Source organism: Streptomyces sp. NPDC057302 (assembly GCF_042667685.1).
GTDB lineage: Bacteria > Actinomycetota > Actinomycetes > Streptomycetales > Streptomycetaceae > Streptomyces.
On sequence record NZ_JBHUZJ010000002.1, the window covers coordinates 30,810 to 57,212 of the forward strand.

The window sequence follows — 26,403 nt, forward strand, 5'->3', positions numbered from 1 at the left end:
GTGGAGCTGCCCCACGTCATCGAGGCACACGAGGGCGAGAGTCTCCTGGACCGGATCAGCGGGGACCGGACCGCGATGAGGCGGCGGCTGCGCGCCAACGGCGCCGTCCTGCTGCGCGGCTTCCCGGTCGGCGGGGTCGACGGGTTCGAGTCCGCGGTCCGTGCCCTGTCCGGTGCGGACCCACTGCCCTACGAGGAGCGGTCCTCGCCGCGCAGCACCATCAAGGGCCGCGTCTACACCTCCACCGACTATCCGCCGCACGAAGAGATCTTCTTCCACAACGAGAACTCCTACCGCGTGTCCTGGCCGATGAGCCTGTACTTCTACTGCGTCGAGCCACCGGGCGGAGGCGGGGCCACCCCGCTGTCGGACACGCGCCGCGTGCTGCACGCCCTCGATCCGGCTGTGCGCGAGGAGTTCGAGCGGCGCGGCTGGATGGTCGTGCGCAACTACGGCCCCGACTTCGGGCTGAGCTGGCAGGAGGTCTACGACACCGGGGACCGCGCGCAGGTGGAGCGGTTCTGCGCGGCCAACGGCGTCGTCGCCGAGTGGCGCGCGGACGGCAGGCTGCGCACGTCATCGGTGCGCGAGGCCGTGCACCGGCATCCGGAGACGGGGGAGGAGGTGTGGTTCAACCACGCCGCGGTCTTCCACCTCTCGACGCTGTCACCGGAGAACCGTGAGGGAATGCTGGAGCTGTTCGGCGAGGAGGATCTGCCCAACCAGAGCTACTTCGGCGACGGCGCGGCCATCCCCGACGACGTCGTGGCGCATGTGCGCGAGTGCTATCGCTCGGCGGCCACGCGGTTCGACTACGCCCGCGACGACGTCCTGGTCGTCGACAACATGCTCACCGCGCACGGCCGTGAACCGTTCACCCGCCCCCGTACGATCGCCGTCGCCATGGCCGAGGCGGTCGAGGCGGCCGGGCAGAGGCGACCGGCATGACGGGCCGGACCGTCTCCGCCCTGGTGAGCGACGCGTCGTACGCCCAGGCGAGGATGTACTTCCTCGACGAACTGGCGAGCCGGGCAGGGGCGTTCACGGTCGCCCGCGCCCTCGACCTGACCGGTGACGTCGACCCGGCGGCGCTCGACGCGGCGGTGCGCGGATGCGTGCGCCGCCACGAGAGCCTGCGCACCTGCTTCCGTGTCCTGGACGGACAGCTGCGACAGATCGTCACCGACGACGGGCCCACGCTGCGCGTCGTGGACCTGCGCGCCCTGCTCGGCCGAGGCACTCCCGCGGACGAGGAAGCTCTGGTCGCAGGCCTTGCCCGCCAGGAGGCCGCCGAGCCCTTCGACCTGCGGCGGGTGCCCCTGCTGCGGACCACGCTGATCCGGCTCACCGACCAGCGGTCCGTCCTGCTGGTGACGCTCCATCACATCGTGGCCGACGCCTGGTCCCTCGCGCTCCTCCTGCGCGAGCTCTCGGAGCTCTACCGGGCCCATGCCGCAGGCGTCCCGCACAACCTGCCTGAACTCCCCTTGCAGTACGCCGACTTCGCCGCCTGGCAGCAGCGCGCGGAGGCGACCGGCAGCCACGACCGGCACCTCGCCCACTGGCGCGAACGCGTCCGCGACCTGCCCGAACTCGCCCTGCCCACCGACCGGCCGCGGCCCGAACAGCTCTCCTACCGCGGACAGGAGCTCTCCGTCCCGCTCGACGACCACCTCGCGGACCGGCTGAACGAGCTGTGCCGACGGGAGGGAGCGAGCCTGTTCATGGCGCTCCTCGCCGGTTTCTATGTCGCCCTGCACCGCTACAGCGGTCAGACCGATCTCGCCGTGGGCGGCACCACGTCGGGCCGGGCCCGGCCCGAGACGCAGAACGTGATCGGTTCCTTCGTGAACATGGTGGTGCTGCGGACCCCGGTGCGTGAGGACCACACATCGCGTGACGTGCTGCGAGCCACCGCCGAGACCTGCCACGACGCCTACGAACACCAGGATCTGCCCTTCGAGCGGCTGGTTGCGGCGCACGGCGGGGACCGGCGGGCCAACCGCAACCCGCTGTTCCAGATCGTGTTCCAGATGATCGTCGAACCGGACGACGACCTGTCCGTGCCGGGACTGCGGATCCGGATGCGCGAAGCGCCCACCACCGTCACCTCCTTCGACCTGGTGTGCACCGTCGCGAGCACGGCCGGCCGTCTTTCGGCGACCCTGGACTACGCGACCGAGCTGTGGGACCGGGACACCGTCGCCGCCCTGGGGCACGCCTGGCAGCGGGCGCTGCGCGAACTGGCCGAGCGGCCCGACCATGCCGTACGGGACCTCGCCCTGGCCGAGGAACGCGCTTACACCGCGGACGCGTTGACTGACGAGCTGCGCCGGACGGCGGCTCTCGCGGACCTGCCCGCAGAGGCCGCGCTGACCGTCCGCGATCCCTACGGCCACCCCGCGCCGCAGGGAGCCGTCGGTGAACTCCTGCGCCGCGACGGGCCGGACGCTCCCGCGCGGCCGACCGGCATCGCGGTGCGCTCCGACGGGCGTGGCCGCCTGATGGCCGCGCCCTCCCGAGACGACGAACCCCCAACCCCCGCCCCTTCGTCGGCCGCTCACTCCGAACCCGTCGGCCCCATGGAGCGTGAACTCGCCGCCCTGTGGGAGGAACTCCTCGGCCGCACCGGCATCGGACGCCACGACAACTTCTTCCGGTGCGGCGGCCATTCGCTCCTGGCGACGGTCCTCATCACCCACGTCCAGGAGCGCTACGACGCCGACGTGACCCTGGAGGCGTTCTTCCGCCTGCCCACCCCCGCGGGCCTCGCCGAGGTCATCGCCGCCGCCCCGGACACCGCGATGACCGACGGCACGGAAGCGGATGAACTGGCGGCGCTCGTGGCCGCCTTGGAGGGGCAGGAGGACCATGCCTGAAGCCGATCTCGCCGAGCGGATCCAGAACCTCAGCGCGAAGAAGCGTGCGGAACTGCTCCGGCAGCTGAGCGAACGCCGCATCACCCCGCCGCTGAGCCTGTTCGCCGGGCCGACCGAGGGCGACGCACCCGTGTCGTCGGCGCAGCGCCGCATCCTCTTCCTGGGCGCGCTGCAGCCGGAGAGCTCCGGCTACACCAGCGTGAACCCCTTCCGGCTCACCGGGCGCCTCGACCCGGCCACGCTCCGCCGCTGCCTCGACGAGATCACCGCCCGGCACGAGATCCTGCGCACCGTGTTCCCCACGGTCGACGGCGTCCCCGTGCAGCGCGTCCTCGGCGCCACGCGTGCCCCGCTGCCCGTCGTCGACCTGCGAGGGCTTGCGCCCGCACGGCGTGCGGCGGAGGCGGACCGCCTCATCGAGGCCGAGCACGGCATCCCCTTCGACCTGACGGCCGCCCCGCCCGTCCGCTTCAGGCTGCTGCGGCTGTCCGCCGAGGAGTCGGTACTCCTCTCGGTGTTCCACCACGTCGCCGTGGACGGCTGGTCCCTCGCCGTCCTCGGCCGTGAACTGACCGCTCTGTACGAGGCGTTCACGCTCGGCCTGCCGAGTCCGCTGCCGCCCTTGCCGGTGCAGTACGCCGGTTACGCTCGCTGGCAGTCCCTCCGCGAGGACGGCGACGAGATCCGGCGGCAACTGGCCTACTGGGAAACACACCTCAGCGGCGCCCCCGACCGGCTCGACCTGCCCACCGACCGGCCCCGGCCCCCGGTGCAGAGCCACCGGGGCGCCACCCACCACTTCGTGGTCGACGCGGAGCTGACCGAGTCCTTGCGCGAGCTGGGGGAGGAGCACGGAGTCACCCTCCACATGACGCTGCTCGCCGCGCTCTCCACCGTGCTGTACCGCTACAGCGGACAGGACGACATGCTCATCGGCGGCGCCGTCGCCAACCGGCGGCAGAGCGAACTGCACGACCTGGTCGGCTTCTTCGCCAACTCCGTGCTCTTCCGCACGCGCCTCGACGGCGACCCCGGCTTCGCGGAACATCTGGCCCGGGTACGGCAGACCTGCCTGGAGGCACACGCCCACCAGGACGTCCCGGTGGACCTGATCGCCCAGCGCCTGTTCCCCGAGCGCGACCTCGCGCGCAACCCGCTCTACCAAGTGAACTTCACGCTGCACAACACACCGCCCGTCACCGGTCACCCTTCCGGCCTGACGGCGACGTTGCTCGACACGGCCACCGAGTCCTCCCGCTTCGACCTCGACTTCAACATCCTCGAAACCGAAGCCGGGCTCGACTGCCTCGTCGACTACGCCACCGACCTCTTCGACGCCACCACCGTGGGCCGTATCTGCGACTCCCTCGGCGAACTGCTCTCCGCCGTGGTCGCCGACCCCGGGCAGCGCGTCTCCGCGCTGCCGGTGCTGTCCGCGCGCGAACTGCGGCGGATCGTCGGCGAGTGGAACGACACCGGCACCGAGACCTGCGGGACACCCCTGCACGAACTGGTCGCGGCCCAGGCATCCCGCACTCCCGACGCGATCGCCGTGTCCGGGGCGGACCGCACCGTCACGTACGAGGAGCTCGACGGCGGGGCGAACCGGCTGGCCCACCACCTGCGGGACGCCGGCGCCCGGCCCGGCACCGTCGTGGCCGTCCTCATGGACCACGGCCCCCGTACGGTGACCGCGCTGCTCGCGATCCTCAAGACCGGCGCCGCCTACGTGCCGCTCGACCCCTCCCACCCGCCGTCCCGGACGAACGCCATGCTCGCCGACAGCCGGGCCGCCGTTCTGGTGGCGGACGACGGCCTGCCGGTCGAGGTGGACCCCGCCGGAGCCCGCGTCGTCCGTCCTGGCGCCGAAGCCGACGCGATCGCCCGGCGGCCCGCGCAGCCGCCGGACGTACGGGTGTCAGCGGACGACCTGATCTACCTCATGTTCACCTCGGGCTCCACGGGCCGCCCCAAGGCGGCCCTGCTCACCCACCGCAACATCGTCAACTACCTGCTGTGGGCCAAGGACCACTACTCCGCCGCCACGGGAGCGGGCGTACCCGTGCACTCGCCCCTCGCCTTCGACCTGACCGTGACGAGCGTCTTCGCGCCCCTGCTCGCAGGACAGCGCGTGCTGCTCCCGGCACCGGCCGCCGACGGCACGCCCGATGCCGCGCTGCGCGACCTGCTGGCCGACGCCGCCGACCTGAGCTTCGTGAAACTGACGCCCTCACACCTGAGGCTCCTGGAACAGGCCGCGGACGGCGCACCGCTCGCTCTGCCCGCACGGACGGTCGTCCTCGGCGGGGAGGGCCTGCACGAGGAGGACCTTTCCGCCCTGCGAGCGGGCACACCGGCGGCCCGGATCATCAACGAGTACGGGCCCACCGAGACCGCCGTGGCCTGCACCGCCTTCGAGGCGGGGAGCGGTGCGCAGACGGGGAGCGGTGCGCAGACGGGGAGCGCTGCGGGCAGCGGTGCGCGGACGGGCAGCGGGGGCCGGGTGCCGATCGGACGGCCGATCGCCCATGTCCGTGTCCACGTCCTGGACGCCTCGCTGCGCCCGGTGCCGGTCGGCGTGCCGGGCGAGGCCTGCGTCGGCGGTGCCGGAGTGGGGCAGGGCTACTGGAGGCGGGCGGCGCTCACCGCCGAACGCTTCGTGCCCGACCCCTTCAGCACGGTCCCCGGCGCCAGGCTGTACCGCACGGGAGACCTGGTCCGGCTGCTGCCCGGTGGCGACCTCGAATATCTGGGCCGACAGGACGAACAGGTCAAGGTGCGCGGACACCGGCTCGAACCCGCCGAGGTCGAAGCCGCGGTGCGCAGTCATCCCGAGGTGCGGCAGTGTGCCGTCGAGGTGGTGCGACGCGCACCGGGCGACGAGCGGATCATCGCCTTCGTCTGCCTGCGGGACGGCTCACGGAGCGAGCGGAACTGGGACGGCGACCGCGTCGAGGAGTGGCGCCGCCTGTACGAGACCACCTACGGAGACCTGCCCGCGGACCACGACGCTTCTTTCAACCTCGCGGGCTGGCTGAGCAGTTACACCGGGCGGCCCCTGGACGAGGCCCAGATGCGCGGCTGGCTGGACGACACGCTCCGGCGCATCAGCGCCCTGCGTCCCCGCCACGTCCTGGAGATCGGCAGCGGCACCGGCATGATTCTGCTCAACCTCACGCCGGACGCCCGCAGTTACCGGGCGACCGACCTCTCGGCCGCCGCTGTGGCGCACGTACAGAGCGCGGTCGATGCCATGGACCTCCCGCCCGGCCGGATCGAGGTCCGCACGGCTCCCGCCCACCGGAGCATCACCCCGGAGACGACGGCCCCGGCACCCGACACCGTGGTGCTCAACTCGGTGATCCAGTACTTCCCCTCGGCCGACTACCTCCTGGACGTGCTCCGCCAGGCCGTCGACGCGGTGCCGGACGGCGGCCACGTCTTCCTGGGCGATCTGCGCAGCCTGCAGCTGCTCGACCTGTTCCACACGTCCGTCCAGGTGCACCGCGCCCCCGCGAACATGCGCCTCGCCGAACTACGCTCCCGGATCAGCCGCCAGAGCGCCCTCGACCCGGAACTCTGTGTCGAACCACGGCTGTTCGAGGACTTCGCGTCCCGCCAGGCGCGAGTCGCGCAGGTGCGGGTCCTGCCCAAGCGCGGCCGTGACGACAACGAACTCAGCCACTACCGCTACGACGTCATCCTCACCGTCGGCCCCAAGCCACCCGCGCCGGAGCCCACCGGCACAGTGCTCGACTGGGCCACCTCACCCCTCGCACCGGGCGAGCTCCTGAACCTCGTCGAGCGGGAACGCCCCGAGCGCCTGCGCCTCACCGGAGTGCGCAACTCCCGGCTGAGCGGCGCACTCTCCCTGCGCGACCTCATCGAGAACCGTGCGCCCACCTCATCCGTGGGTGAACTCCGCGCCCGCGCCGAGGCCTTGACCTCGCAGGGCTGCGCCCCAGAGGACTGGTGGGAGCTCGCGGATCAGTGCGCGTACGAGGTGGAGCTGAGCTGGCTGGAAGGGCGGCCCGACGGCGCGTACGACGTGAGTCTGGTGCGCCGTGATGCCCCGGCCTCCGACGCCTCGCCCGCCGACGCCTCGCCCGCCATGACGCACCGCGACGCGACGCCCCCCGCCCGGCAGCCCGACACCGAGCCCTTCGACGCACGGCGGCACACCAACGACCCGCACTGGCGCAGGGCCTGCGCGATGACCGTCCCCGACATCGAAGCGCACGTACGGAACTGGCTGCCCGAGCCGCTTCTTCCGGCCCACTACGTCCCGCTGCCCGAACTCCCGCTCACCTCGAACGGCAAGACGGACCGCACCCAACTGCGCCGTCTCGCGGCGGACCCCGCGGTCGTGGAGCGGGCCGTATGGGCCGTGGCCGCCCGGGAACTCACCGCCACTGAGCAGGTCGTCGCCGGCATCTGGGACGAGCTGCTCGACTGCGGCGACGTCACTCCCGACGACGACTTCTTCGGTCTCGGCGGGCACTCCCTGCTCACCCTCCAGGTCGTCTTCCGCCTGCGCAAGCGCCTGGACGTCGCCCTGCCCGCGCGTGCCCCCTTCGACCACCGCACGCTCGCCGACCTTGCCGCCTGCGTCGACGCCCTGCGCGAACCCGCACCCGGCGCGGCGCCACCGCAGCTGACCGCCGCGCCCCGCACCGGCGTGCTGCCCGCCTCGTGCGCCCAGGAACGCCTTTGGTTCATGGACCAGTTGAACCCGGGCGACCCTCGCTACAACGTCCCCGTCTTCGACCGGATCCACGGCCCGCTGGACGCCGACGCGCTGTCCCGGGCCCTCGACACGCTCGTCGCCCGGCACGAGGTGCTGCGGACGCTGATCACCGCGCCCGATGGAGCGCCCCGGCAGGAGATCCGGCCGCCCGAGCCGGTGCCGTGCCCGCTGCTCGACCTCAGCGCCCTGCCCCGGACCGTACAAGAGACGGAACTGGCTCGGCTCGTGCGGGACGAGTACCACCGCCCCTTCGACCTCGCCCAAGGGCCGGTCCTGCGCGCACACTTGGTCCGTCTGGCGCCGGAAGACCACGCCTTCCTGCTGTCCCTGCATCACATCGTGCACGACGGCTGGTCGCTCGGGTTGTGCAACGCCGAGCTCGCCGAGCTCTACGAGGCCTTCGCCGAGGGCCGCGAACCCGACCCGCCCACGCCGACGCTCCAGTACGCCGACTACGCCGTATGGCAGCGGCGGCTGCTCGACGACGGCCACCTGGACGCCCAGCTCGCCCACTGGAAGCGCAGGCTGGCCGGCGTCACGGAGCTGCCCCTGCTGTCCACGGACCACCCGCGCCCCGCCCGGCCCACCGGCAGCGGCCGACTGCTCCCGGTGGTGATCCCGGCAGAGACCGTGGCCCAGATCCGGCGGCTGTGCCGCGAGTCCGGTGCCACTCCGTTCGCCGTGCTGCTCACCGCGCTCGGCGCGGCCCTGTGCGCCCACACGGGGGAGCAGGAGGTCACCGTCGGCACCGATGTCGCGGGCAGGACCGCCCCCGAGACACAGGAGATGCTCGGCTTCTTCGTCAACCAGCTGGTGCTCCGCGTCGACCTCGCGGGCGAGCCGACCTGGCGCGAGCTGCTCGCGCGGGTCCACGGCACGGTGCTCGAAGCGCTCAGCCACCAGGACGTGCCCTTCGAACGCGTCGTCCAAGCGCTCAACCCGCCGCGCAGCCGCAGGCACAGCCCGCTGTTCCAGACCAAGCTCGTCCTCAACAACACACCGGGACGGTCCGGCATGGAGATACCGGGGCTGCGGATCGCACCGGTCCCGATGGGCCTCGACACCACCAGGTCCGACGTGGCGCTGATCCTCCAGGAGAGCCAGGAGGTGCGGGACGGGATCAGCCCGGCCGACGCGGACGGGGAAATCTCCGGGTTCCTGGAGTACAGCACCGAGTTGTTCGAGGAGACGACCATGACCGCACTGCTCGACGACTTCGTCCACACCCTGAAGGCCTTGACTCTGCCCCCGCCCCTGCCCTCGACCGACGACCCAGGAGCGGGAGCCACCCGATGAAGACGAAGACACCGCACATCGTCCTCGACGACACCCGGACCGTACTCGACGAGGGCCTGGCGCTGGCAGAGGCGGGGGACCACCGCGCGGCGGTCGGCCTGCTCCAGAAGGCCGCGGAAGACCCCCAACTGCGGGCACGCGCGCTGTACATGGCAGGGGAGTGCTTCCAGCGTCTCGGGGCGGAATCGGCCGCGGCCATCGCCTACCAGCAGGCGGCACTGAGCGGGCCGGGCGACGACGACAAGCGCCTGCTGTACGACAGCGCGCGAGCCCTGCGCGAGGAGGGCAGGCACGCCGAAGCGGCCGACCGCCTTGAGACGCTGCTGGCCTGGGACGCCACGTACGAGGACGCCTGGAAGCTCTGCGAGGACAGCCGGGCGCGCGCAGGCGCGAGGGCTCCGTCCTCCGCGCTCGTCAGGGACCTGGAGGCGCGCGGCCTGCTCGGGACCTCCGATTCGCGGATCGCGGCGTACGACGCGTTGTTCTACGTCCAGTTCGACCACACCGGCCTGCACGACAGCGTCAAGAAGCGTCTTGAACTGCTCCAGCTGCTCACCGCCGTCGGGGATGTCCCCGCCGTGGCCACCTCGCTCGACGTCGGCAGCGGCACCCTGCGCTACCCCCAGGTGCTCGACCGTTTCGGGGTGCGGTCGTACGGGATAGACCTCAGCGACGCGGGGATCCGCGTGTGCGTGGACGAGCGCTGGGCGCGTCGGTTCGCCGTCGCGGACGGCACGGCGATGCCTTTTCGCGACGGCAGCTTCGACCTGATCACCTGCATGATGGGCACGGTCAACCACTTGTCGGGGAGTCAGCGCGGGCGCTTCCTCGCCGAGGCGATCCGTGTGCTGCGGCCCGGCGGGCTCCTGGTGGTGAGTGCGTGGGATCCCGCCTGCCGATTCCAGACGTTCCTGTCCTTCTACTCCCCGGCGGAGATGGCCCAGCTGAGGGGCCAGCTGACCGAACGGGAGCTGCTGGGCGCGGAGTTCACGGCAGCGGGCTTCGGCGACGTACGCACCGCGCCCTTCTGCACGTTCCCGGACTGGCAGGTGACGGGGGCCGGTGCGGCCGGGACGAACGCCGACCACCTGGCGCGGCTCGCGGATCTCGACCGGGACCGCACGGCGCACGATCCGACGGTCGCGGGCCAGATGTTCCTGCTCAGCGCGCGCCGTTGACCGCTGCCCCGCGCAACGCGTCGGCGAGGCTGTCCGCCGTGAGGAACCGCACGCTGCGTACGGTGATCCCCTCGCGCCGGCAGGCGGCGGCGAGCTTCATCGCGGTGATGGAATCCCCGCCCAGGTCGACGAAGTTGTCACCGGACCCAACGCCGTGCACACCGAGGACGCGCTCGCACAGGGCGCATACTCTGCGCGTCAACTCGTCGGGGCCGCCGCTGTCGCCCTCGCGTTTCGTGCGGGAGGAATACGCCGGGCCCTCCTCCTTCTCGAACGTCGACTTCGCGAACAGATCCTGAAGGAGACCGCGGTCGAGCTTTCCGTGCCGGGTGAGCGGCAGTTCGTCGAGTGCGGAGAAGTGCTGGGGAATCATGTACGGCGGTAGGGCGGCGGCGAGTTCGGCCCGCAGGTGCCCGTGGTCGGGTCCCGAACCCGATCCGAGACGCGAGGAACTGTTGCGTTCCGGCACGACGAAGGCGACGAGCGCATTCCGTGGCTCGCGGGCCTTCAGTACCGCCGCCGCGCGTACGCCCTTCATCGCGCACAACAACGCCTCGATCTCCGCGACTTCGACGCGATGGCCGCGGATCTTCACCTGGCCGTCGGCCCGGCCCACGACGACAGGACGGCTCCGTGCGTCGAGCCGCACCAGATCTCCCGTGCGGTAGAGCCGCCCCGCGCCGTCGGGCAGCACGCTGAACGCCTTCTTTGTGGCCTCGGGAAGATTGAGGTAGCCGCGAGCCACGCCCACCCCACCGATCAGCAACTCGCCTACGCCTTGGGCCGCCTGCTCCTCGTCTCCGTAGTCGACGCTCACGTGCGTACGCGCAATGGGGTGGCCGATCGGCAACGGGTCGTCCGGCGCGTACTCCTCGACGTGGAACCCGGCGGCGGCGTCCAGGCGCAGGAAGCAGCGGCCCACCACAGTCTCCGTCGGCCCGTAGTGGTTGTAGACGACCGAGTCCGGGAAGAGCCGCCGCAGGGCCGTGAGATGGCGGGCGCGCAGGACCTCGCCGCCGACGACGAACTGCCGTGGCCCGCGCAGCCCGTGCCGGTCGCCGAGACGTGCCAGGAGTATCTCGATGTGCGAGGGAGTCAGGCGCACCAGGTCGAAGGACGGGTTCTGGACGGCCGTCGCCAGGTCCTCGGCCTCTTGGCCTCGTGGGGCGAGGTGGAGGGTGCCGCCGGTGACGAGCGGCAGGAAGAAGCTGGTCAGGGAGAAGTCGAAGCTGAGCGGCGTGTGCAGATACGCGTCGACCGGCTCACCGCCGGAGAACTCGGACACCGCCCAGTGGACGTAGTTCGACAGCCCGGAGTGTTCCACCGCCACGCCCTTGGGGTGCCCGGTGGAGCCGGAGGTGTACAGCACATAGGCGAGACGTGCGGGGTCCGGCGGGCCTGGCTGGGTGGGGGTGCGCGTCGAGGGCGGCGTGAAGCCGGTACGGAGAAGAGGCACGGCCCGCACGCCTTCGTCCGCCAGCAGCCGCTGGTGATCGACATCGGTGACGGCGTCAGTGACGGCATCAGCGTCGGTATCGGTGACGGCGAGTTCCATGGACGTGTCGCGCACCATGAATGCCAGCCGTTGTGCGGGGAGATCGGTGCCCAGCGGCACATAGGCGCCGCCCGCCCCGAGGATGGCGAGGACACCGATGACGAGGCCGGGGGAACGGTCCGCGAGGAGTCCGACAGGCTGCTCCGGACGGACCCCGCGCCCCAGAAGTTCCTCGGACAACTGGATGACCCTGGAGTGCAATTCCCCGAAAGTCATCCGGACATCGCCCTGCACGACGGCCGGAGCATCGGGCCGCCGTTCCGCCTGTCCGGCGAACCAGTCGTAGACGGAAGAAGCGAACTCGCCGTCCGCCACCGCTTCCTGGTGCACCGTCACCCTCATGGACGACTCCGTTCGCAATTCCGGGACGAGTATCCGCGCACAAACGAATCGAGTGACAGCCGCGGAAATGCTAAAGGTGCGGCCGCAGTCCTTCAACAGGACTGCGGCCGTTGCCCTCTTTCCCGTCAGGCCGTGGCTTCGGACGCCGGGCGGGGGTCGGTGACGGCCTCGGTGTCGGAACCCGTCTCCACCTCCCGTACGGGAATGAACGCCGCGACCACCGCCGCCGCGAGGCCCACCCCGCAGCCCATCAGCATGGCGGCCCGGAAGCCGTTCTCCGAAGGCAGGAGATGGCCGCCGAAGTCCGTCGTCATCTGGGCGAGGACCACGCCGATCACGGCCGCCGCAGCGGAGCTGCCGATCGAGCGCATCAAGGTGTTGAAGCTGTTGGCCGACGCGGTCGCCGACCGGGGGACCGCGCCCATGATCAGGGCGGGCATGGCGCCGTACGCCAGGCCGACGCCCGTGTTGCAGATGAGCGTCACGACCAGCAGGCCCCAGGTCGAACCCATCAGGAGCAGGGAGGAGCCGTAGCCCACGGCGATGACCAGGGCGCCGACCGACAGCGTCACCTTGGGGCCGCGGGCGGCCGAGAGCTTGGCGCCGAGCGGTGCGAGGGCCATCATCATCAGGCCCGCCGGGGCCATCCACAGGCCCATGGCCATCATCGACTGGCCCAGGCCGTAGCCGGTGGCCTCGGGCAGCTGGAGCAGTTGGGGAACGACCAGCGACTGGGCGTACATCGCGAAACCGACGAGCACCGAGGCCGCGTTGGTCATCAGGACCTGCGGGCGGGCGGTGACGCGCAGGTCGACCAGCGGTTCGTCGCTGCGCAGCTCCCACCAGCCCCAGGCGAGGAGAATCACCACGGCGGCGGCGAACAGGCCGAGCGTGGTGCCGCTCCTCCAGCCCCAGTCGGAGCCCTTGGACACGGCGAGCAGCAGGCTGATGAGCCCGCTGCCCAGTCCGATCGCGCCCAGTACGTCGAAGCGGACCGCGCCGGTGCTCACCCGTCCCGCGGGCACGAACAGCCAGGCCATGACGGCGACCAGGAGGCTCAGGGCGCCGGCGACCCAGAACAGCACGCGCCAGCTGGCGTTCTCGGCGACCGCGGCGGAGAAGGGCAGACCGAGCGCGCCGCCCACGCCCATGGACGCGCTCATCAGGGCGATGGACGAGCCGAGCTTCTCCGGCGGCAGCACGTCACGCAGGAGGCTGACGCCCAGCGGCACCACGCCCATGCCCAGGCCCTGCATGCCCCGGCCGACGATCATCGGCACCACGGAGGAGGCGAGCGCGCAGACCACCGAACCGGCGACGAGCGGGATCACGGAGACGAGCAGCATGCGCCGCTTGCCGTACATGTCGCCGAGCCGCCCTGCCACGGGCGTCGCCACCGCCGCCGAGAGCAGGGTGGCCGTGACCACCCATGAGGCGTTCGACGGGCTGGTGCCGAGCATGTCGGGGAGGTCGCCGATCAGGGGCACCACCAGCGTCTGCATGACCGCGGCCACGATGCCCGCGAGAGCGAGTACCCCAACGACACGCCCAGGGCGGACATCGGGTTTCGAGCTGACCACTGGCTTCTCCCTCGGTTCGCCCGGACGGCCGCCGGACACGATATGCACTATACATATGAAGTGCATGATGCATATGCCTAGTAGAATGTCTGTATGGAAAAGCCCGCTCGTCGCATGGACACCTCAGCTGGCCGCACGGAGAAGCCCGTTCGGCAGGTCGAATTCGAGACGATGCTGCTCGGACGGCATTCGCACCTGTTCAACCCCCGCACGCGCTCCTCCGGCGGGCGCCTCGACCGCAGCGCGTACATCCTGCTCAGCCGCATCCAGATGGACGGCCCGATGTCCATCGGTCAGCTCACCGACGCCTTCGGCCTGGACGCCTCCACCCTCAACCGGCAGACCGCGGCCATGCTGCGCGCCGGACTCGTCGAGCGCATCCCCGACCCCGACGGCGGCATGGCCCGCAAGTTCCGCATCTCCGCCGAGGGGGCGCGGCAGCTCGACGCCGACCGCTTCGAGTACACCCAGGGCCTGGAGAAGGTCCTGGACAACTGGTCGGCCGATGACGTGGCGACCTTTGCCGGATTCCTCCAGCGCTTCAACAGCGACATCGAACGCTTGGAGGGGCACCCCTGGCCGCGCCCCTGAACCGCCGCGCTGCCCCCTACTTCTTGAGCCCCTCCATCGTCGCGCGGGTGTCCGTGGTGAGCATCTCCTCGACCTCCGACGCGGTCGGCGGCTCGGACTTGTCGTCCGTGCCCGCGTACGAGCTCCAGTGCATCTGGAGCGTGAACCAGCCCTCGCGCACGGCAAGGGTCATGCCGTTCAGGTCGTCGTCGCCCGTGCCGCTCGTCTCGGTCACCAGGAACGCCTCGTCCCCGATGCCGCTCACGGCCTTGGTCTTGTAGCTGTACGTCTTCTGCGACTGGTCCTCGTAAGCCTTCTGCTCCGAGGCGAAGTCGCCCTCGGGGTCCGTCGCCTTGTGCCACCGGGCGGTGGAGTAGACGTAGATGCTCGAATAGGCGTCGGCGCCCGCGTCCGGGTCCTTGAGCTTGCGGCTGCAGTAGCTCTGGTCGAAGGCCTTCTGCCGGGAGCCGTAGCTCGTGGTCGACGTGGAGTCGCCGTCGATCTCGTACTTCTTCTTGAAGCCGTCGAGCGGCGAGGCGTCGCAGAGGTCCTTCGTGTACTGGTAACCGGCGAGGTCCGCCTTCGCGTCGTCGCCGCCGCTCCCGCTGTCGGAACCCAGGTTGCCGGTGGCGAAGAGCCCGCCCGCCCACAGGGCCGACGCCAGCACGACGCCGCCGATTCCCCACACCCAGCCCGGGGTGGGCTTGCGCGGACCTGCCGGGGGCGCGGGCGGGGCGGGCGGCTGACCGTAGGGGCCCGGCTGTTGACCGTAAGGGCCCGGCGGCTGGCCGTATGGCTGTGGGGACGGGGCGGCCGGGGGCTGCTGATAGGGATTCGGGGGCTGCTGGTACGGATTCGGCTGGTTCGGCTGACTGGGCTGGTTGGGCTGGGGGTTCGGTATCGACATAGGCGGCAATGTACCGGGGGCCCGCGGTCGGGAGCGGCGGCCCGGCCCTGGTCCGGTCAGGAGCGACCCACTCAAGTAAGGTCACCCTTAGCTATGTGTGCGACCGTGCGTACGCAGTGGACTCCTGGAGGCTTCCCCATGCCGCTCACCGCTCCTCCCGTCGGGGCGACCCGCAGGCCGCCCCGCATCCCGCGGCCGCGGCCCGTCGAGCGCGCGGAGAGTGCGTGGGTGGTCCGGGCCGTGGAGCGTGGCGACTTCTGGGGGGACGTGCGGGAGTCCGGTGGGGCGCCCGTCGTCGAGCCCGATCCTCGGGGCGACGAGGGGCATCGGGTGGTCACGTTCCTGTGGCGCGGCAACGACGCGACCCGCGCCGTCCTCGTGCTGCCCAACAAGATCGTCGATCCGCGCGACATGACCCCCAACCTGATGGAGCGGGTGCCGGGCACGGACATCTGGCACTGGTCGGTCCGCATGCGCGCGGACTGGCGCGCGACCTACAGCCTGTGCGTGGACGAGGGGGCAGGGCCCGAGCGGGTGGACAGCGCGTACTGGCCCTGGCTTAGGCAGCAGCATCGGACGGACCCGCTCAACGCACGTACGCTCGCCAAGCGTTGGGGCGGTGAGCCGGTCTCGTACGTCGAGCTGCCGCAGGCGCCCAGCGGCGACGACTGGCAGCGCCGCGAGGGCGTCGCGCGCGGCACCGTCAGCACGCACACCGTCCGCAGTGAACTGCTCGGCAACGAGCGGCGGGTGCACCTGTACGAGCCGCCGGGCGGCGGCGACGACCTGCCCGTCCTGGTGCTCATGGACGGCGAGATGTGGCAGCCGGGCCTGGACGTCGCGGCCCTGCTCGACAATCTGATCGCCGAAGGCCGCATCCCGCCCCTGGCCGCCCTGCTTCCCGAATCCCTGAGCGCCGACCGGCGCTGGGCCGAACTCGCCTGCAACGAACGGTTCGTCGGATTCCTGGAGACCGAGCTGCTGCCCTGGGCGGGCGAGCGGCTGTCCCTGACCGGTGACCCGGCGCGGACCGTCGTCGCGGGCCAGAGCCTGGGCGGTCTCACCGCCGCGTACGCCGGTGTGCTGGCGCCGGGGCGGTTCGGCGGCGTCCTCGCGCAGTCCGGGTCCTTCTGGTGGCCCGACGGTCCCGACCTGGAAAGCTCCGAGTGGCTGACCGGACGCATCGCCGCGAGCGAGAAGCTGCCGGTGCGGTTCTGGCTGTCGGCCGGCGAGCAGGAGTGGGTCGCGCTGCCCGCCATGCGCAGGCTGCGCGCCACCTTGCGGGAGAAGGGGTACGAGGACGCCGTGTACCGCGAGTTCAACGGCGGGCACGACTACCTGTGCTGGCGCACCGAGCTCGCGGACGGACTCGTCGGGCTGCTCGGCGCCCGGCGCACGGTGGACACAGCCGCCGCGTAGCCCGACGCGGGGCCGAGGCCCCGCGCCGGGCGGACGAGCAGGACATCCCTCACGCGGGCGGATCCTGGAGGCGGGCGACGCAACGGCCGTACGTCTCCGGTCCGTACACCGTGGTCCAACCTTCAGGAGCGCGGCGGAAGACCGGCCACAGGGAGTGCTCCCCGAGGTCGTTCTCCAGGACCAGATGCGTCGGCTCGGTGGCGGTGGCGGCGTCGGTGGCGACCGGGTCGAAGGGGCCGGGTGCGGTCGTCATGCGTGGTCCAGCTCCTTGAGGCGGGTGGCGAGGACGGCGCATACCTCGTCCAGGCGGCGCGGCTGGGTCAGCTCCGGGTGCAGGCAGTCCACGTCGTGGTTGCTGATCGTGCCGCTGACGTACGGCGCCCAGGCCTCCCTCGTCAGCCAGTCCTCGGCGCGCGGCGCCGCGGCCGTGAAGAACAGGGCGTCGCCGTCGAAGGCGCGGTGGTCGTGCTCGCGCATCAGGCGGGCGTTGTTGACCACGATGTCCAGGACCGCGGAGAGCGTACGGTCGGGCAGTCCTGCCAGGGCGCTGCCCTCGCGCTGGAGCGTCGCCAGGACGTCCTCGCGGGTCAGCTCGTCCGTCAGGTCGTAACCGGCCATCCGCAGCAGCGCCTTCAGGGCGTCCGCCTCCGCGAGAACGGCGGCATCCCGCCACTGGTCGGAGGGATAGGCGTCGAGCAGCGCCAACAACTCGACCTCTTCGCCCGCCTCTTGGAGGAGCACGGCCACCGTGTGGGCGAGCACTCCGCCCACCGACCAGCCCAGCAGCCGGTAGGGACCATGAGGCCGCACCGCACGCAGCGCTTCGACGTACTCGGCGGCCATCTCCGCCATGGTGGCCGGGAGTTCACCCTCACCGGGTGAGCCGTGCAGCCCGCGTGCCTGGAGGCCGAACACCGGTTGTCCGGGGTCGAGCCGCGAGAGCAGCCCCGAGTAGCACCAGCTGATGCCGCCCGCCGGGTGGAACGCGAACAGCGGGGTGCGGTCGCCGCCGGAGCGCAGTGCGAGCAGCACGTCCAGGGCGTGGTCGGCCTCGCTGCGGTCCGCGTCCAGGTGGGCCGCGAGCGCCGCCGGGGTCTGCGCCTGGAAGAGCGTGCCGATGGTGAGCTCGGCGCCCAGCGTGTCGCGGACCCTGGCGACCAGACGGGCCGCCAGGAGCGACGTCCCGCCCAGGTCGAAGAAGGCGTCGTCCACGCCGAGGTGGGGCACGCCAAGGATCTCGGCGAAGAGCCGGGTGAGCGTCTCCTCGCGGTGGCCGCTTGGCACCCGGCCGCCGTCGCCCGCCCCTTCGAAGGCGGGGGCGGGCAGCGCGCGCCGGTCCAGCTTGCCGTTCGGGCTGAGCGGGAAGTCCTCCAGGACGAGGACCGCGCCCGGCACCATGTAGTCGGGCAGTGTGCGGGCGAGCCGGGCGCGCAGCTCCTCGGGGTCGGGGGCGGCCCCGGAGTCGCCGGACGTCACGTACCCGACGAGCCGTTGATCGCCCGGCCGGTCCTCGCGCACCAGGACACTGGCCGCGCCGACCGCCGGGTCGGCGGCCAACTCGGCCTCGATCTCGCCCAGTTCGATGCGCAGGCCGCGCAGCTTCACCTGGTGGTCGGTGCGGCCCAGATACTCGATCTCGCCGTGCTCGGTCCAGCGCGCCAGGTCACCCGTGCGGTACATCCGGGTGCCGCGCGGGCCGTAGGGGTCGGCGACGAAACGGGACGCGGTCAGCTCGGGCCGCCCCAGGTACTCGGCCGCCAGCTGCGTCCCCGCCAGGTACAGCTCGCCCTGGATGCCGGGCGGGCACGGCTGGAGCGCCGCGTCCAGGACGTACAGGCGCGTGTTCCAGACGGGCTTGCCGATCGGCACCGGGCCACTCGCGCCGGTGGCGCACGGGTGGTACGTCACGTCGACGGCGGCCTCGGTCGGACCGTACAGATTGTGCAGCGGTACGCCGTCCAGCACGCGCCCGAACTCCCGCACCGTCTCGCGCGCCAACGCCTCGCCGCTGCAGAAGACGTGCCGCAGTCCCGCGCACTGCGCCGCAGCCGGTTCGGAGAGGAACACCTGGAGCATCGACGGCACGAAGTGGCAGACGGTAATGCCCTGTTCGCGGATGACGCGTGCCAGGTACGCCGGGTCCTTGTGGCCGCCGGGCTCGGCGACGACGAGTGTCGCGCCCACCCGCAGCGCCCAGAAGAACTCCCACACCGACACGTCGAACCCGGAGGGAGTCTTCTGCAACACCCGGTCACCGGCGGCGAGTTCGTACTGAGCCTGCATCCAGCGCAGCCGGTTGTCGATCGCCGAGTGCGGCACGACGACACCCTTGGGGCGGCCCGTCGAACCGGACGTGTAGATGACGTACGCGGGGTGGTGCGGAGTCAGCGCGCGCGGCGGGTCGTAAGCGCCGTACGCAGTGGTGTCCAGGCGGTCCAGGGCCACGAGCGGAACACCCGAAGCGGGCACCCGGTCGGCGCGGTCGGCGATCACGCAGGCCGGTCCCGCGTCCTGAAGCATGTACGCGAGGCGGTCCGCCGGATAGTCCGGGTCCAGGGGCAGATAGGCGCCGCCCGCCTTGAGCACGGCGAGGAGGGTGATCACCAGGTCGAGCGAGCGGGGCACGGCGACCGCCGCGAGCGCGCCAGGACCTACGCCGACCTCGATGAGGTGGTGGGCGAGCCGGTTGGCGCGGGCGTTCAGCTCGGCGTAGGTGAGCTCCTGGTCGCCGAAGACCAGGGCGGTGGCGTCCGGGGTGCGGACCGCCTGGCCCTCGATCGGACCGATCAGGGTGGTGGGCGGCACCGGGTGCGCGGTGGCATTGAACTCGTCGACCACGAGGGTGAGTTCGGCTCGGCGGGCGATCGTGTGCTCGGCCAGCGGGGTGTGCGGTCCCGCATCCGCGATGCGCTCCAGGAGCTCCATGAACCGGGCCTGGTGGGCGCCGAGTTCCTCCGGCTCGTACAGGGCGGGGTTGCCGTCGTAGTCGATGCGCAGACCGCTGCCGTCGGCGCGGTCGTAGACGTTGACGGTGAGGTCGTCGACCGGGCCCGCCGAGAGGTTGTGGGCGTCGGTGCGGGCGCCCGCGAAGGTCAGCCCGTAGTCGAACGGCATGACGTTGATGAGCGGCCCGACCAGGGACCGGCCCTCGCCCAGCAGGCCCAGGTCGCGGCGGATGTCCTCGTAGCGGTAGCGCTGGTGGCGGCGGGCCGCGCGGATGCCGAGCACCACCTGCCGGGTCAGCTCGGCGAAGGTCGCCTGCGGGGTCACGGTGAGCCGCAGCGGAAGCACGTTCATCACCATGCCGGGCACGCGAAGGGCCACCGAACCCATGCGGCCCATCATCGGCAGACCGAGGACCACCTCGGCGGAGCCGGTGGCCCGCGACACGTACAGCGCCTGCGCGGCGACGAGCACCTCGGGCCAGGTCGCCCGCATCGAGGACGCCGACTCCCGCAGCCGCGAGGTCGCCTCGGGGGACAGGCGGGCGCTGCGGCGGTGGAAGGCGCGGGAGGGAAGGGCGGTGCGGCCCGCCAGGTTGGGGGCGTCCGGACGGTCGGCGAAGGCGCCGTCCCAGTAGCGGCGGTCGGCCTCGAACGTCTCCGACGCGCGGTACGCGGTGTCCTCGGCGACCAGGTCCGCAAGGCGGCCGAAGGGGCTCTCTCCCGGCTCCTCGCCCGCGGCGAGCGCGGTGTAGACCTCGGCGGTGCGGCGGGCGAGCAGCGAGTAGCCGAAGCCGTCCATCACGATGTGGTGCACCCGCTGGTACCACAGCCAGCGCTCGTCGTCGACGCGGAACAGCGCGTGCGCGAACAGCGGCCCGGCCGCCAGGTCGAACGGCGTGGACAGGTCCTCGCGCATCCACGCCTGCGCGTCGGCGTCCGGGTCGGACGCGCCGCGCAGATCGCGCACCTTCAGCGGGAGCGTCGGCTCGGCGACCTCCAACTGCTGTGGCCCGTCCGACCCTTCGATGATCCGCACGCGCAGGGCGTCGGCCTCCGACACCACCTGACGCAGCGTCCGCGCGAAGAGCGAGGGGTCGATGGGACCGTGGATCTCCAGGCACTCGGCCGTGTTCTGGGCCGGGCTGCCGGGGTCGAGCGCCTGCGCGAACCACATGCCCGACTGGGCAGCGGTGAGCCTCATGCCGAGGCTCCCAGAATCGGCGCCCAGGCCTCGATGGCGGGCTGCTCGGCCAGGTCCACGAAGGTGGCGGTGATGTCGTGCTCGCGGCGCCAGCGCTCGATGAGCGACATGATGCGCACCGAGTCGAGGCCGTAGTCGACGAGGTTCTCGTCGAGCGGGATGTCGGCCGGGTCCTCGCCCAGGACATCGGCGACGTCGGCCCGTATGAGTTCCACGCTGAGCGCCATGTCAGATCCCCTTCAGAACCGTGTCGGTGGTGGTGACGACCGCGCAGCGTCCTGCCGCGTAGCGCAGGGCCATGTCGTGGTCCTCGCGGGAGAAGTCGGCCACGGCGTCCGCGACGACGAACGCCTGCACGTCCCGCATCCACGCGTCGCAGGCCGTCATCAGGACGCCGATGTGCGCGTACACGCCGACGATGACGATCTGGTCCCGGCCCGCCGCGCGCATGCGCTCCTCCAGGTCGGTGCGGACGTACGCGCTGTACTTCCACTTCGTGAGCACGGTGTCGCCGGGCTCCGGCGCGACCGGGCCCGCGATCGCCTTCGCGTGCTCGTCGTCGGGCAGCCCCGGGCCCCAGAAGTCCTGCTGGAGCCCGCGCTCGGCCGGCGACTGGCCGCCGGGCTGGGCGGAGTACAGGACGGGGATGTCCGCCGCGCGGGCCGCCTTCGCCAACTCTCCGACATTGCTGAGCAGTTCGGTGGTCGGCGAGGTGTCGGGGGTGTAGGCGGTCAGGAAGTGGTTCTGCAGGTCGTGGACGAGCAGCACCGCCCGCCGCGGGTCGATGGTCCACGCGACCCGGTTGTCGGGCAGCTCGTCGGACGAGGGCATCGGGTACGGCGTGACGGCGGGGAGCGCCATGGTGGGGGCCTTTCGGGAACTCAGGAAAGCTGGTGGATCGGGGTGCGCCGGGCGGGGGTCAGCCGCTCGGGGGGCAGGGGTCAGCTGCCCGGGGCCGCGGCGGTCGTCCGCTGGTCCTTCTTGCTGATCTTGCCGATGCCGGTCTGCGGGAAGGCGGTCACGAACTCGACCCGGTCGGGGACCTTGTACGCGGCGAGACCGCGCTCCCGTACGAACTTCTTGATGACGACGGGCTTCAGCGGCTCGGAGTCCGCGCGCAGGATCACGTACGCCAGGGTCCGCTCGCCCAGGTACTCGTCGGGGACGGCGACGACCGACACGTCATGGACGTGGGGGTGGGCGAGGATGATGTTCTCGACCTCCTCCGGGGCGATCTTCTCGCCACCGCGGTTGATCTGGTCCTTCGCCCGGCCCTCCACCACCAGATGCCCGGTGGGGGTGCGGCTGACGATGTCGCCGGTGCGGTAGAAGCCGTCGGCGGTGAACGAGCGGGCGTTGTGCTCGGGGGCGCGCCAGTAGCCGCGGATGGTGTACGGGCCGCGGGTCAGGAGGTGGCCCGCCGCGCCGTCCGGCACCTCCTGGTCGAGGTCGTCGACGATGCGGACCTCGTCGTCCGGGGAGATCGGACGGCCCTGCGTGGTGACGATCGTCTCCGCCGGGTCGTCCAGACGCGTGTAGTTGACCAGGCCCTCGGCCATCCCGAAGACCTGCTGGAGCGTGCAGCCGAGCGCGGGGGCGACCCGGCGGGCCGCCGACTCGCTGAACTTCGCGCCACCCACGAGGAGCACCTCCAGGCTGGAGATGTCGTACGGGGTGGAGCGCCCCGCGTCCGTCCAGACCAGGGCCAGCGGCGGCACGAGACCGGTGATGGTCACCCGCTCGCGCTCGATGAGCGGGAACGCGGTGTCCGGGTCGGGCTGCGGGCACATCACGACACGGCCGCCCGCGTAGAGCAAGCCGAGCGAACCGGGCGACGAGAGCGGGAAGTTGTGGGCCGCGGGCAGCGCCACGAGGTAGACGGAGTCCTCCGTCACGCCACAGAGCTCGTTCGAGCCCCACAGCGAGTACATGTAGTCGTCGTGGGTGCGGGGGATCAGCTTGGGTACGCCGGTGCTGCCGCCGGAGAGCTGGAGGAAGGCCAGGTCGGACGGTTCGGGCCCGTCGATCGGCTTCGGCTCGCACGGCACGTCGGCCAGGGCCGTGTGCTCGCCCGGCTCGCCCACCACGAACACTTCACGCAGCGTGGGGACTTCAGCGCGGATCTTCGATGCCAGGTCACGGTGGTCGAAGCCGCCGACCCGGTCCGGGATCACATAGGCGACGGCCTCGGTGAACTCGCAGAAGTAGTGGATCTCCGTCTCGCGGTGCGCGGGCAGCGCGAAGACCGGCAGGGCGCCGATCCGGAACAGCGCGAAGATCACCTCGAAGAACTCGGCGACGTTCGGCAGCTGGACGACGACCCGGTCACCCTTGGCGATGCCACGGGCGGCGAAGCCTGCGGCCAACTGATCGGCGCGTACGTCGAGTTCTCCGTACGTCCAGTTCCGCTCCCCGTCGGTGATCGCCACCCGGGCCGGGTGCGCGTCGGCCCGTTCGCGGAGCATGCCGCCGAACGTCTCGCCGCGCCAGTACCCGGCTGCGCGGTACCGCTCGGCGAAGACCTCGGGTATCGGTGGCGCGTCCCTGCGGCTGTCCGTCGTCGTCATCGGTCGACCCCCACCGCATCCAGGAACGTACGGAACTTGGCGCCCGTCTCGGCGCGTTCGGCCTCCGGCGAGGAGTCGGCCACGACGCCCGCACCCGCGAAGAGCCGCAGCTGTCCGCCGCCGTCCGGCGTCTGTTCGGCTTCGGCGCAGCGGATCGTGACGACCCATTCGCCGTCGCCGCGCGCGTCGCTCCACCCCACCATGCCGGTGTAGTGGCCGCGGTCGAAGGGCTCAAGGCCGCGGATCACGTCACGGGCGTGCCCGGTAGGGGTACCGCACACGGCCGGAGTCGGGTGCAGGGCCGTCGCCAGCTCCAGTGCGGTGGTGGCCGGTTGCGAGAGCTCGCCGGTGACCGTCGTCGACAGGTGCCACATGGTGGCGGTGCGGACCAGGGTGGGCCGCTCCGGCACGTCGAGGTCGGCGCAGAACGGGGCGAGGGCCTTGTGCACGGCGTCCACGACGACGGCGTGCTCGTGCAGGTCCTTCGCCGATTCGAGCAGCGCGGCGGCCCGGCGCACGTCCTCGGCGAGGTCCGCCGAGCGGGGCGTCGAACCGGCCAGGGGGTTGGCGGTCAGGCGGTTGCCGTGCCGGGAGACGAGCAGCTCCGGGCTCGCTCCCAGGAGCGTGCGGCCCGCGCCCGTGGGCACGGCGAAGGAGTAGCCGCGCGGGTCGCGGCGAGCCAGGCGCTGGAGCATCGCGGGCAGGTCGAGCGGGCTCCGCGTGGACAGCTCCAGGGTGCGGGCGAGGACGACCTTGTCGAACTCACCGCTCTTCATGCGCGCCACCGCGGCCTCGACCGAAGCGGCGTACTCCGCGCCCGAAGGGACCTCGCGCAGCTGCCAGCCGCGAGCCGTGGCGGGCGGCGGCGTGGGCAGCGCGACCAGCGGGTCGGTGCGCAGCGCGGGCGCCCAGCGGGCCGCTTCGGGCACGGCGAGCACGGCGGGCGCGGCGGGGTCGAAGGGGATGGAGCCGACCACGATCGGGGCCTGGTTGCCCGCGCGGCGCTGCGCGTCGAGGGTGGCGGCGACCCGCTCCGTCAACGGCCGCTCGTCGTGCGGTACTTCGGCGGCAGTGCCGTGGGCGAGGAGGGTGCGGGTGGGCGACGCGAAGAACCGGGTGTCGCCGGGTCGGTAGGCGTCGAGCAGAGCGGTTGCCGCGCCGACGGCCCCGGGGGTGGTGGGGGCGTCGAGTGCGACCACGTCATTGGGGGGTGTCACGGATGACTCCTCGTCAAGTAGGGGAGGGCGGCGCGGCTTTCAGGCGCGCAGGGTGGCGCCGCCGTCCACGTACAGGTCGTGCAGGGTGATGTGCCGGGCCCGGTCGGAGACCAGGAAGGCGACCGCGTCGGCGATGTCGGAGGGTTCGGCGATCCGGCCGAGCGGAATGCCGACCCGGTAGGAGGCCGGATCGCCCTCGATGACGCGGGCGGCTGCCTGCTCGTGGTCGTCCGTCCACAACTGCCGCTGCATGTCGGTGTGGGTGGAGCCCGGCGACACGACGTTGCAGCGCACGCCGTCGCGGGCGACCTCCAGGCCGAGGCATTTGGTGAACATCGTGGCGGCTGCCTTGGACGCGGCGTACGCGGCCATCTGGGTACGGGGCACCCCGGCGGCGTTCGAACCGACCGTCACGATGGACCCCTTGCCCCGCGCGGTCATGCGGCGGGCCGCCGCGCGCGAGGTGTGGAAGACGCCGTTCGTGTTGACCGCGAAGGTCTCCGCCCAGTCGGTGTCGGTGAGTTCGACGACCGGGGCGGGCCTGAGGATGCCCGCCACATTGACCAGGATGTCCAACGGCCCGACGGTCTGCTCGACTTCGTCGAACGCCGCGTCGACGGCCGCCGCGTCGGTGACGTCCAGCACCAGGCCCGTGACGGGACCGCCCTCGGTCTGCTCCTTGACCTCGGGCGACCGGTCGGCGGCCACGACCCGCGCGCCGCGCTCGGCGAGCGCGCGGGCCACCGCCTGTCCGATGCCCCGGTTCGCGCCGGTGACCAGGGCCACCCGCCCCGCGAGCTCGGGGTCGGTTATGCCGGACGTCACTTGCCCATCGCCTTCTCGACGTCCTCGAGGACGGAGACGGCGGCCTGCGCGCCGCCCAGGCTGGTCCACTTCGAGCCGTCGATCTCGGTGGTGTGGTCCTTCTTGACCGCGTCGAGCTGCTTGTACGCGGCCTTGCTCTTCAGCTCCTTGAAGAGGTCGGCGTCGGGCCCGGCGGAGGTGAGCGTGCCGATGAACAGCCAGTCGGCGTCGATCTGCTTGAGGTCCTCGTCGCTGAGCGGCGTCGAGTGGCCCTCGCCCTTCTTGTTCTGGATGCCGGGCCGCTTGAGGCCGAGGTCCTTCAGGACGTCGGAGATGAACACGCCCTGCTGCATCACGGCGGTGCCCTTGGCGGAGTAGCGCGCCACGGAGACGCTCGCGCCCGCGTTGTCGCCGAGGTTCTTCCGCACGGCGGCGGCCTTGGTGTCGTAGTCCTTGAGGAACGCGCTCGCCTCATTGGACTTGCCGAGCACCTCGCCGGTGAGCTCCAGGGACTTCTTCCAGTCCTTGGTTCTGTCGATCGTGACGACCGTCGGGGCTATCGCCTTGAGCTGCTTGAGCACCTGCTGGTCGGCGAGCTGACCGGCCAGGATGACGTCCGGCTTGGCCTGGAGGACCTTCTCGACGTCGGGTCCGGTGACCGCGCCCACGACCGGGATGTCCTTGGCCTGGCCGGCCAGATACCCGGGGGCGCCCTTCTGGCCGCGGCCCGCGGAGAGGCCGACCGGCTTGACCTTCAGGGCGAGGGCCGAGTCGAGGTCCATCTCGCTCAGCGCGACGACCTTCTTGGGATTGGCCGGAATCTTCACCTCCGCACCGGAGGCGTCCGTGACGGTCACGTCCTTCGTGGCGTTTTTGCCCTTGGTGCTGGAGTCGGAGTCGTCGGACGAGTCCGAACCGCAGGCGGAGAGGGTGAGCGCGGAGGCCAGAGTGAGGGCCGCGATCGCGGTCAGCCGGGTGCGCGGGGTGTGGTTCGAGGACATGTCCGTGATCTCCATGCTTCTGTAGTCCGGGGGTCAGTCCGGACATAAGGGTCATCCCTGGCCGTGTCGGGGCATGGCGAAGTAGCCCTGAGGGAACAGGGAGTTCGGCCACACCCCGAACCGGGGCTCCAGGTCAAGGTTAGGTTAGGCTAACTTCATGTTGGTTGCGCAAGGGGGGCCGGTCCCAACGTCCGG

General features: G+C 71.6%; 17 protein-coding genes. 6 read left to right on the top strand and 11 right to left on the bottom strand.

Annotated elements, in window-relative coordinates; all coding sequences use genetic code 11:
* From ACFUPX_RS01550 to ACFUPX_RS01565, 4 genes are read left to right on the top strand one after another with little or no spacing between them, the layout of a single operon-like run.
* On the top strand, window positions 1-948 hold the full coding sequence (locus ACFUPX_RS01550) for a TauD/TfdA family dioxygenase (RefSeq protein WP_383313996.1): 948 nt from the start codon (window positions 1-3) through the stop codon (window positions 946-948).
* The gene (locus ACFUPX_RS01555; RefSeq protein ID WP_383313999.1) at window positions 945-2,879 is read left to right on the top strand and encodes a condensation domain-containing protein; all 1,935 of its coding nucleotides are present in this window, start codon (window positions 945-947) and stop codon (window positions 2,877-2,879) included. Before ACFUPX_RS01550 ends, ACFUPX_RS01555 begins: the two co-directional genes overlap by 4 nt.
* Window positions 2,872-8,922, top strand: a complete 6,051-nt coding sequence (locus tag ACFUPX_RS01560) for an amino acid adenylation domain-containing protein (RefSeq protein ID WP_383314001.1) — start codon at window positions 2,872-2,874, stop codon at window positions 8,920-8,922. Before ACFUPX_RS01555 ends, ACFUPX_RS01560 begins: the two co-directional genes overlap by 8 nt.
* Window positions 8,919-10,100 (top strand): methyltransferase domain-containing protein, encoded by a 1,182-nt coding sequence (locus ACFUPX_RS01565; RefSeq protein ID WP_383314004.1) that lies wholly within the window; start codon window positions 8,919-8,921, stop codon window positions 10,098-10,100. Before ACFUPX_RS01560 ends, ACFUPX_RS01565 begins: the two co-directional genes overlap by 4 nt.
* On the opposite strand, the gene ACFUPX_RS01570 is transcribed toward ACFUPX_RS01565, so the two are convergent.
* The gene (locus ACFUPX_RS01570; RefSeq protein WP_383314006.1) at window positions 10,084-11,997 is read right to left on the bottom strand and encodes a non-ribosomal peptide synthetase; all 1,914 of its coding nucleotides are present in this window, start codon (window positions 11,995-11,997) and stop codon (window positions 10,084-10,086) included. The genes ACFUPX_RS01565 and ACFUPX_RS01570 overlap by 17 nt on opposite strands.
* Before the next feature lie 125 nt (window positions 11,998-12,122).
* Window positions 12,123-13,577, bottom strand: coding sequence for an MFS transporter (locus ACFUPX_RS01575; protein WP_383314009.1), 1,455 nt, complete (start codon window positions 13,575-13,577; stop codon window positions 12,123-12,125).
* 93 nt (window positions 13,578-13,670) lie between these two features.
* Between ACFUPX_RS01575 and ACFUPX_RS01580 the strand changes: the two genes are divergently transcribed.
* Window positions 13,671-14,168, top strand: a complete 498-nt coding sequence (locus ACFUPX_RS01580) for a MarR family winged helix-turn-helix transcriptional regulator (protein ID WP_383314012.1) — start codon at window positions 13,671-13,673, stop codon at window positions 14,166-14,168.
* Window positions 14,169-14,184: 16 nt separating this feature from the next.
* Here ACFUPX_RS01580 and ACFUPX_RS01585 read toward each other — a convergent pair whose 3' ends face one another.
* On the bottom strand, window positions 14,185-15,054 hold the full coding sequence (locus ACFUPX_RS01585) for a hypothetical protein (protein WP_383314015.1): 870 nt from the start codon (window positions 15,052-15,054) through the stop codon (window positions 14,185-14,187).
* Between the two features lie 138 nt (window positions 15,055-15,192).
* Here ACFUPX_RS01585 and fes point away from each other — a divergent pair, with 138 nt between their 5' ends.
* Entirely contained in the window at window positions 15,193-16,473 is a 1,281-nt protein-coding gene (gene fes, locus ACFUPX_RS01590) for an enterochelin esterase (protein ID WP_383314019.1), read from the top strand.
* A 49-nt stretch (window positions 16,474-16,522) separates the two neighbouring features.
* Here the strand turns inward: fes and ACFUPX_RS01595 are convergent, their stop codons facing one another.
* The 8 genes from ACFUPX_RS01595 to ACFUPX_RS01630 form a co-directional block, all read right to left on the bottom strand.
* On the bottom strand, window positions 16,523-16,726 hold the full coding sequence (locus ACFUPX_RS01595) for an MbtH family NRPS accessory protein (protein ID WP_383314022.1): 204 nt from the start codon (window positions 16,724-16,726) through the stop codon (window positions 16,523-16,525).
* Window positions 16,723-20,619, bottom strand: coding sequence for an amino acid adenylation domain-containing protein (locus ACFUPX_RS01600; RefSeq protein ID WP_383314025.1), 3,897 nt, complete (start codon window positions 20,617-20,619; stop codon window positions 16,723-16,725). The genes ACFUPX_RS01595 and ACFUPX_RS01600 overlap by 4 nt, the downstream gene beginning before the upstream one ends.
* Window positions 20,616-20,846 (bottom strand): phosphopantetheine-binding protein, encoded by a 231-nt coding sequence (locus ACFUPX_RS01605; RefSeq protein WP_383271642.1) that lies wholly within the window; start codon window positions 20,844-20,846, stop codon window positions 20,616-20,618. The genes ACFUPX_RS01600 and ACFUPX_RS01605 overlap by 4 nt, the downstream gene beginning before the upstream one ends.
* 1 nt (window position 20,847) lies before the next feature.
* Window positions 20,848-21,480 carry an isochorismatase family protein gene (locus ACFUPX_RS01610; RefSeq protein WP_383314028.1) on the bottom strand — a complete coding sequence of 211 codons (633 nt, stop codon included), beginning with the start codon at window positions 21,478-21,480 and terminating at the stop codon, window positions 20,848-20,850.
* A gap of 80 nt (window positions 21,481-21,560) precedes the next feature.
* Window positions 21,561-23,186, bottom strand: coding sequence for a (2,3-dihydroxybenzoyl)adenylate synthase (locus ACFUPX_RS01615; protein WP_383314031.1), 1,626 nt, complete (start codon window positions 23,184-23,186; stop codon window positions 21,561-21,563).
* Window positions 23,183-24,403, bottom strand: coding sequence for an isochorismate synthase DhbC (gene dhbC, locus ACFUPX_RS01620; RefSeq protein ID WP_383314034.1), 1,221 nt, complete (start codon window positions 24,401-24,403; stop codon window positions 23,183-23,185). Before dhbC ends, ACFUPX_RS01615 begins: the two co-directional genes overlap by 4 nt.
* Before the next feature lie 39 nt (window positions 24,404-24,442).
* A complete protein-coding gene (locus tag ACFUPX_RS01625; protein WP_383314037.1) occupies window positions 24,443-25,228 on the bottom strand; it encodes a 2,3-dihydro-2,3-dihydroxybenzoate dehydrogenase in 786 nt (261 codons plus the stop codon).
* A complete protein-coding gene (locus tag ACFUPX_RS01630) occupies window positions 25,225-26,208 on the bottom strand; it encodes an ABC transporter substrate-binding protein (protein WP_383314040.1) in 984 nt (327 codons plus the stop codon). The genes ACFUPX_RS01625 and ACFUPX_RS01630 overlap by 4 nt, the downstream gene beginning before the upstream one ends.
* Between the last annotated feature and the right edge of the window lie 195 nt (window positions 26,209-26,403).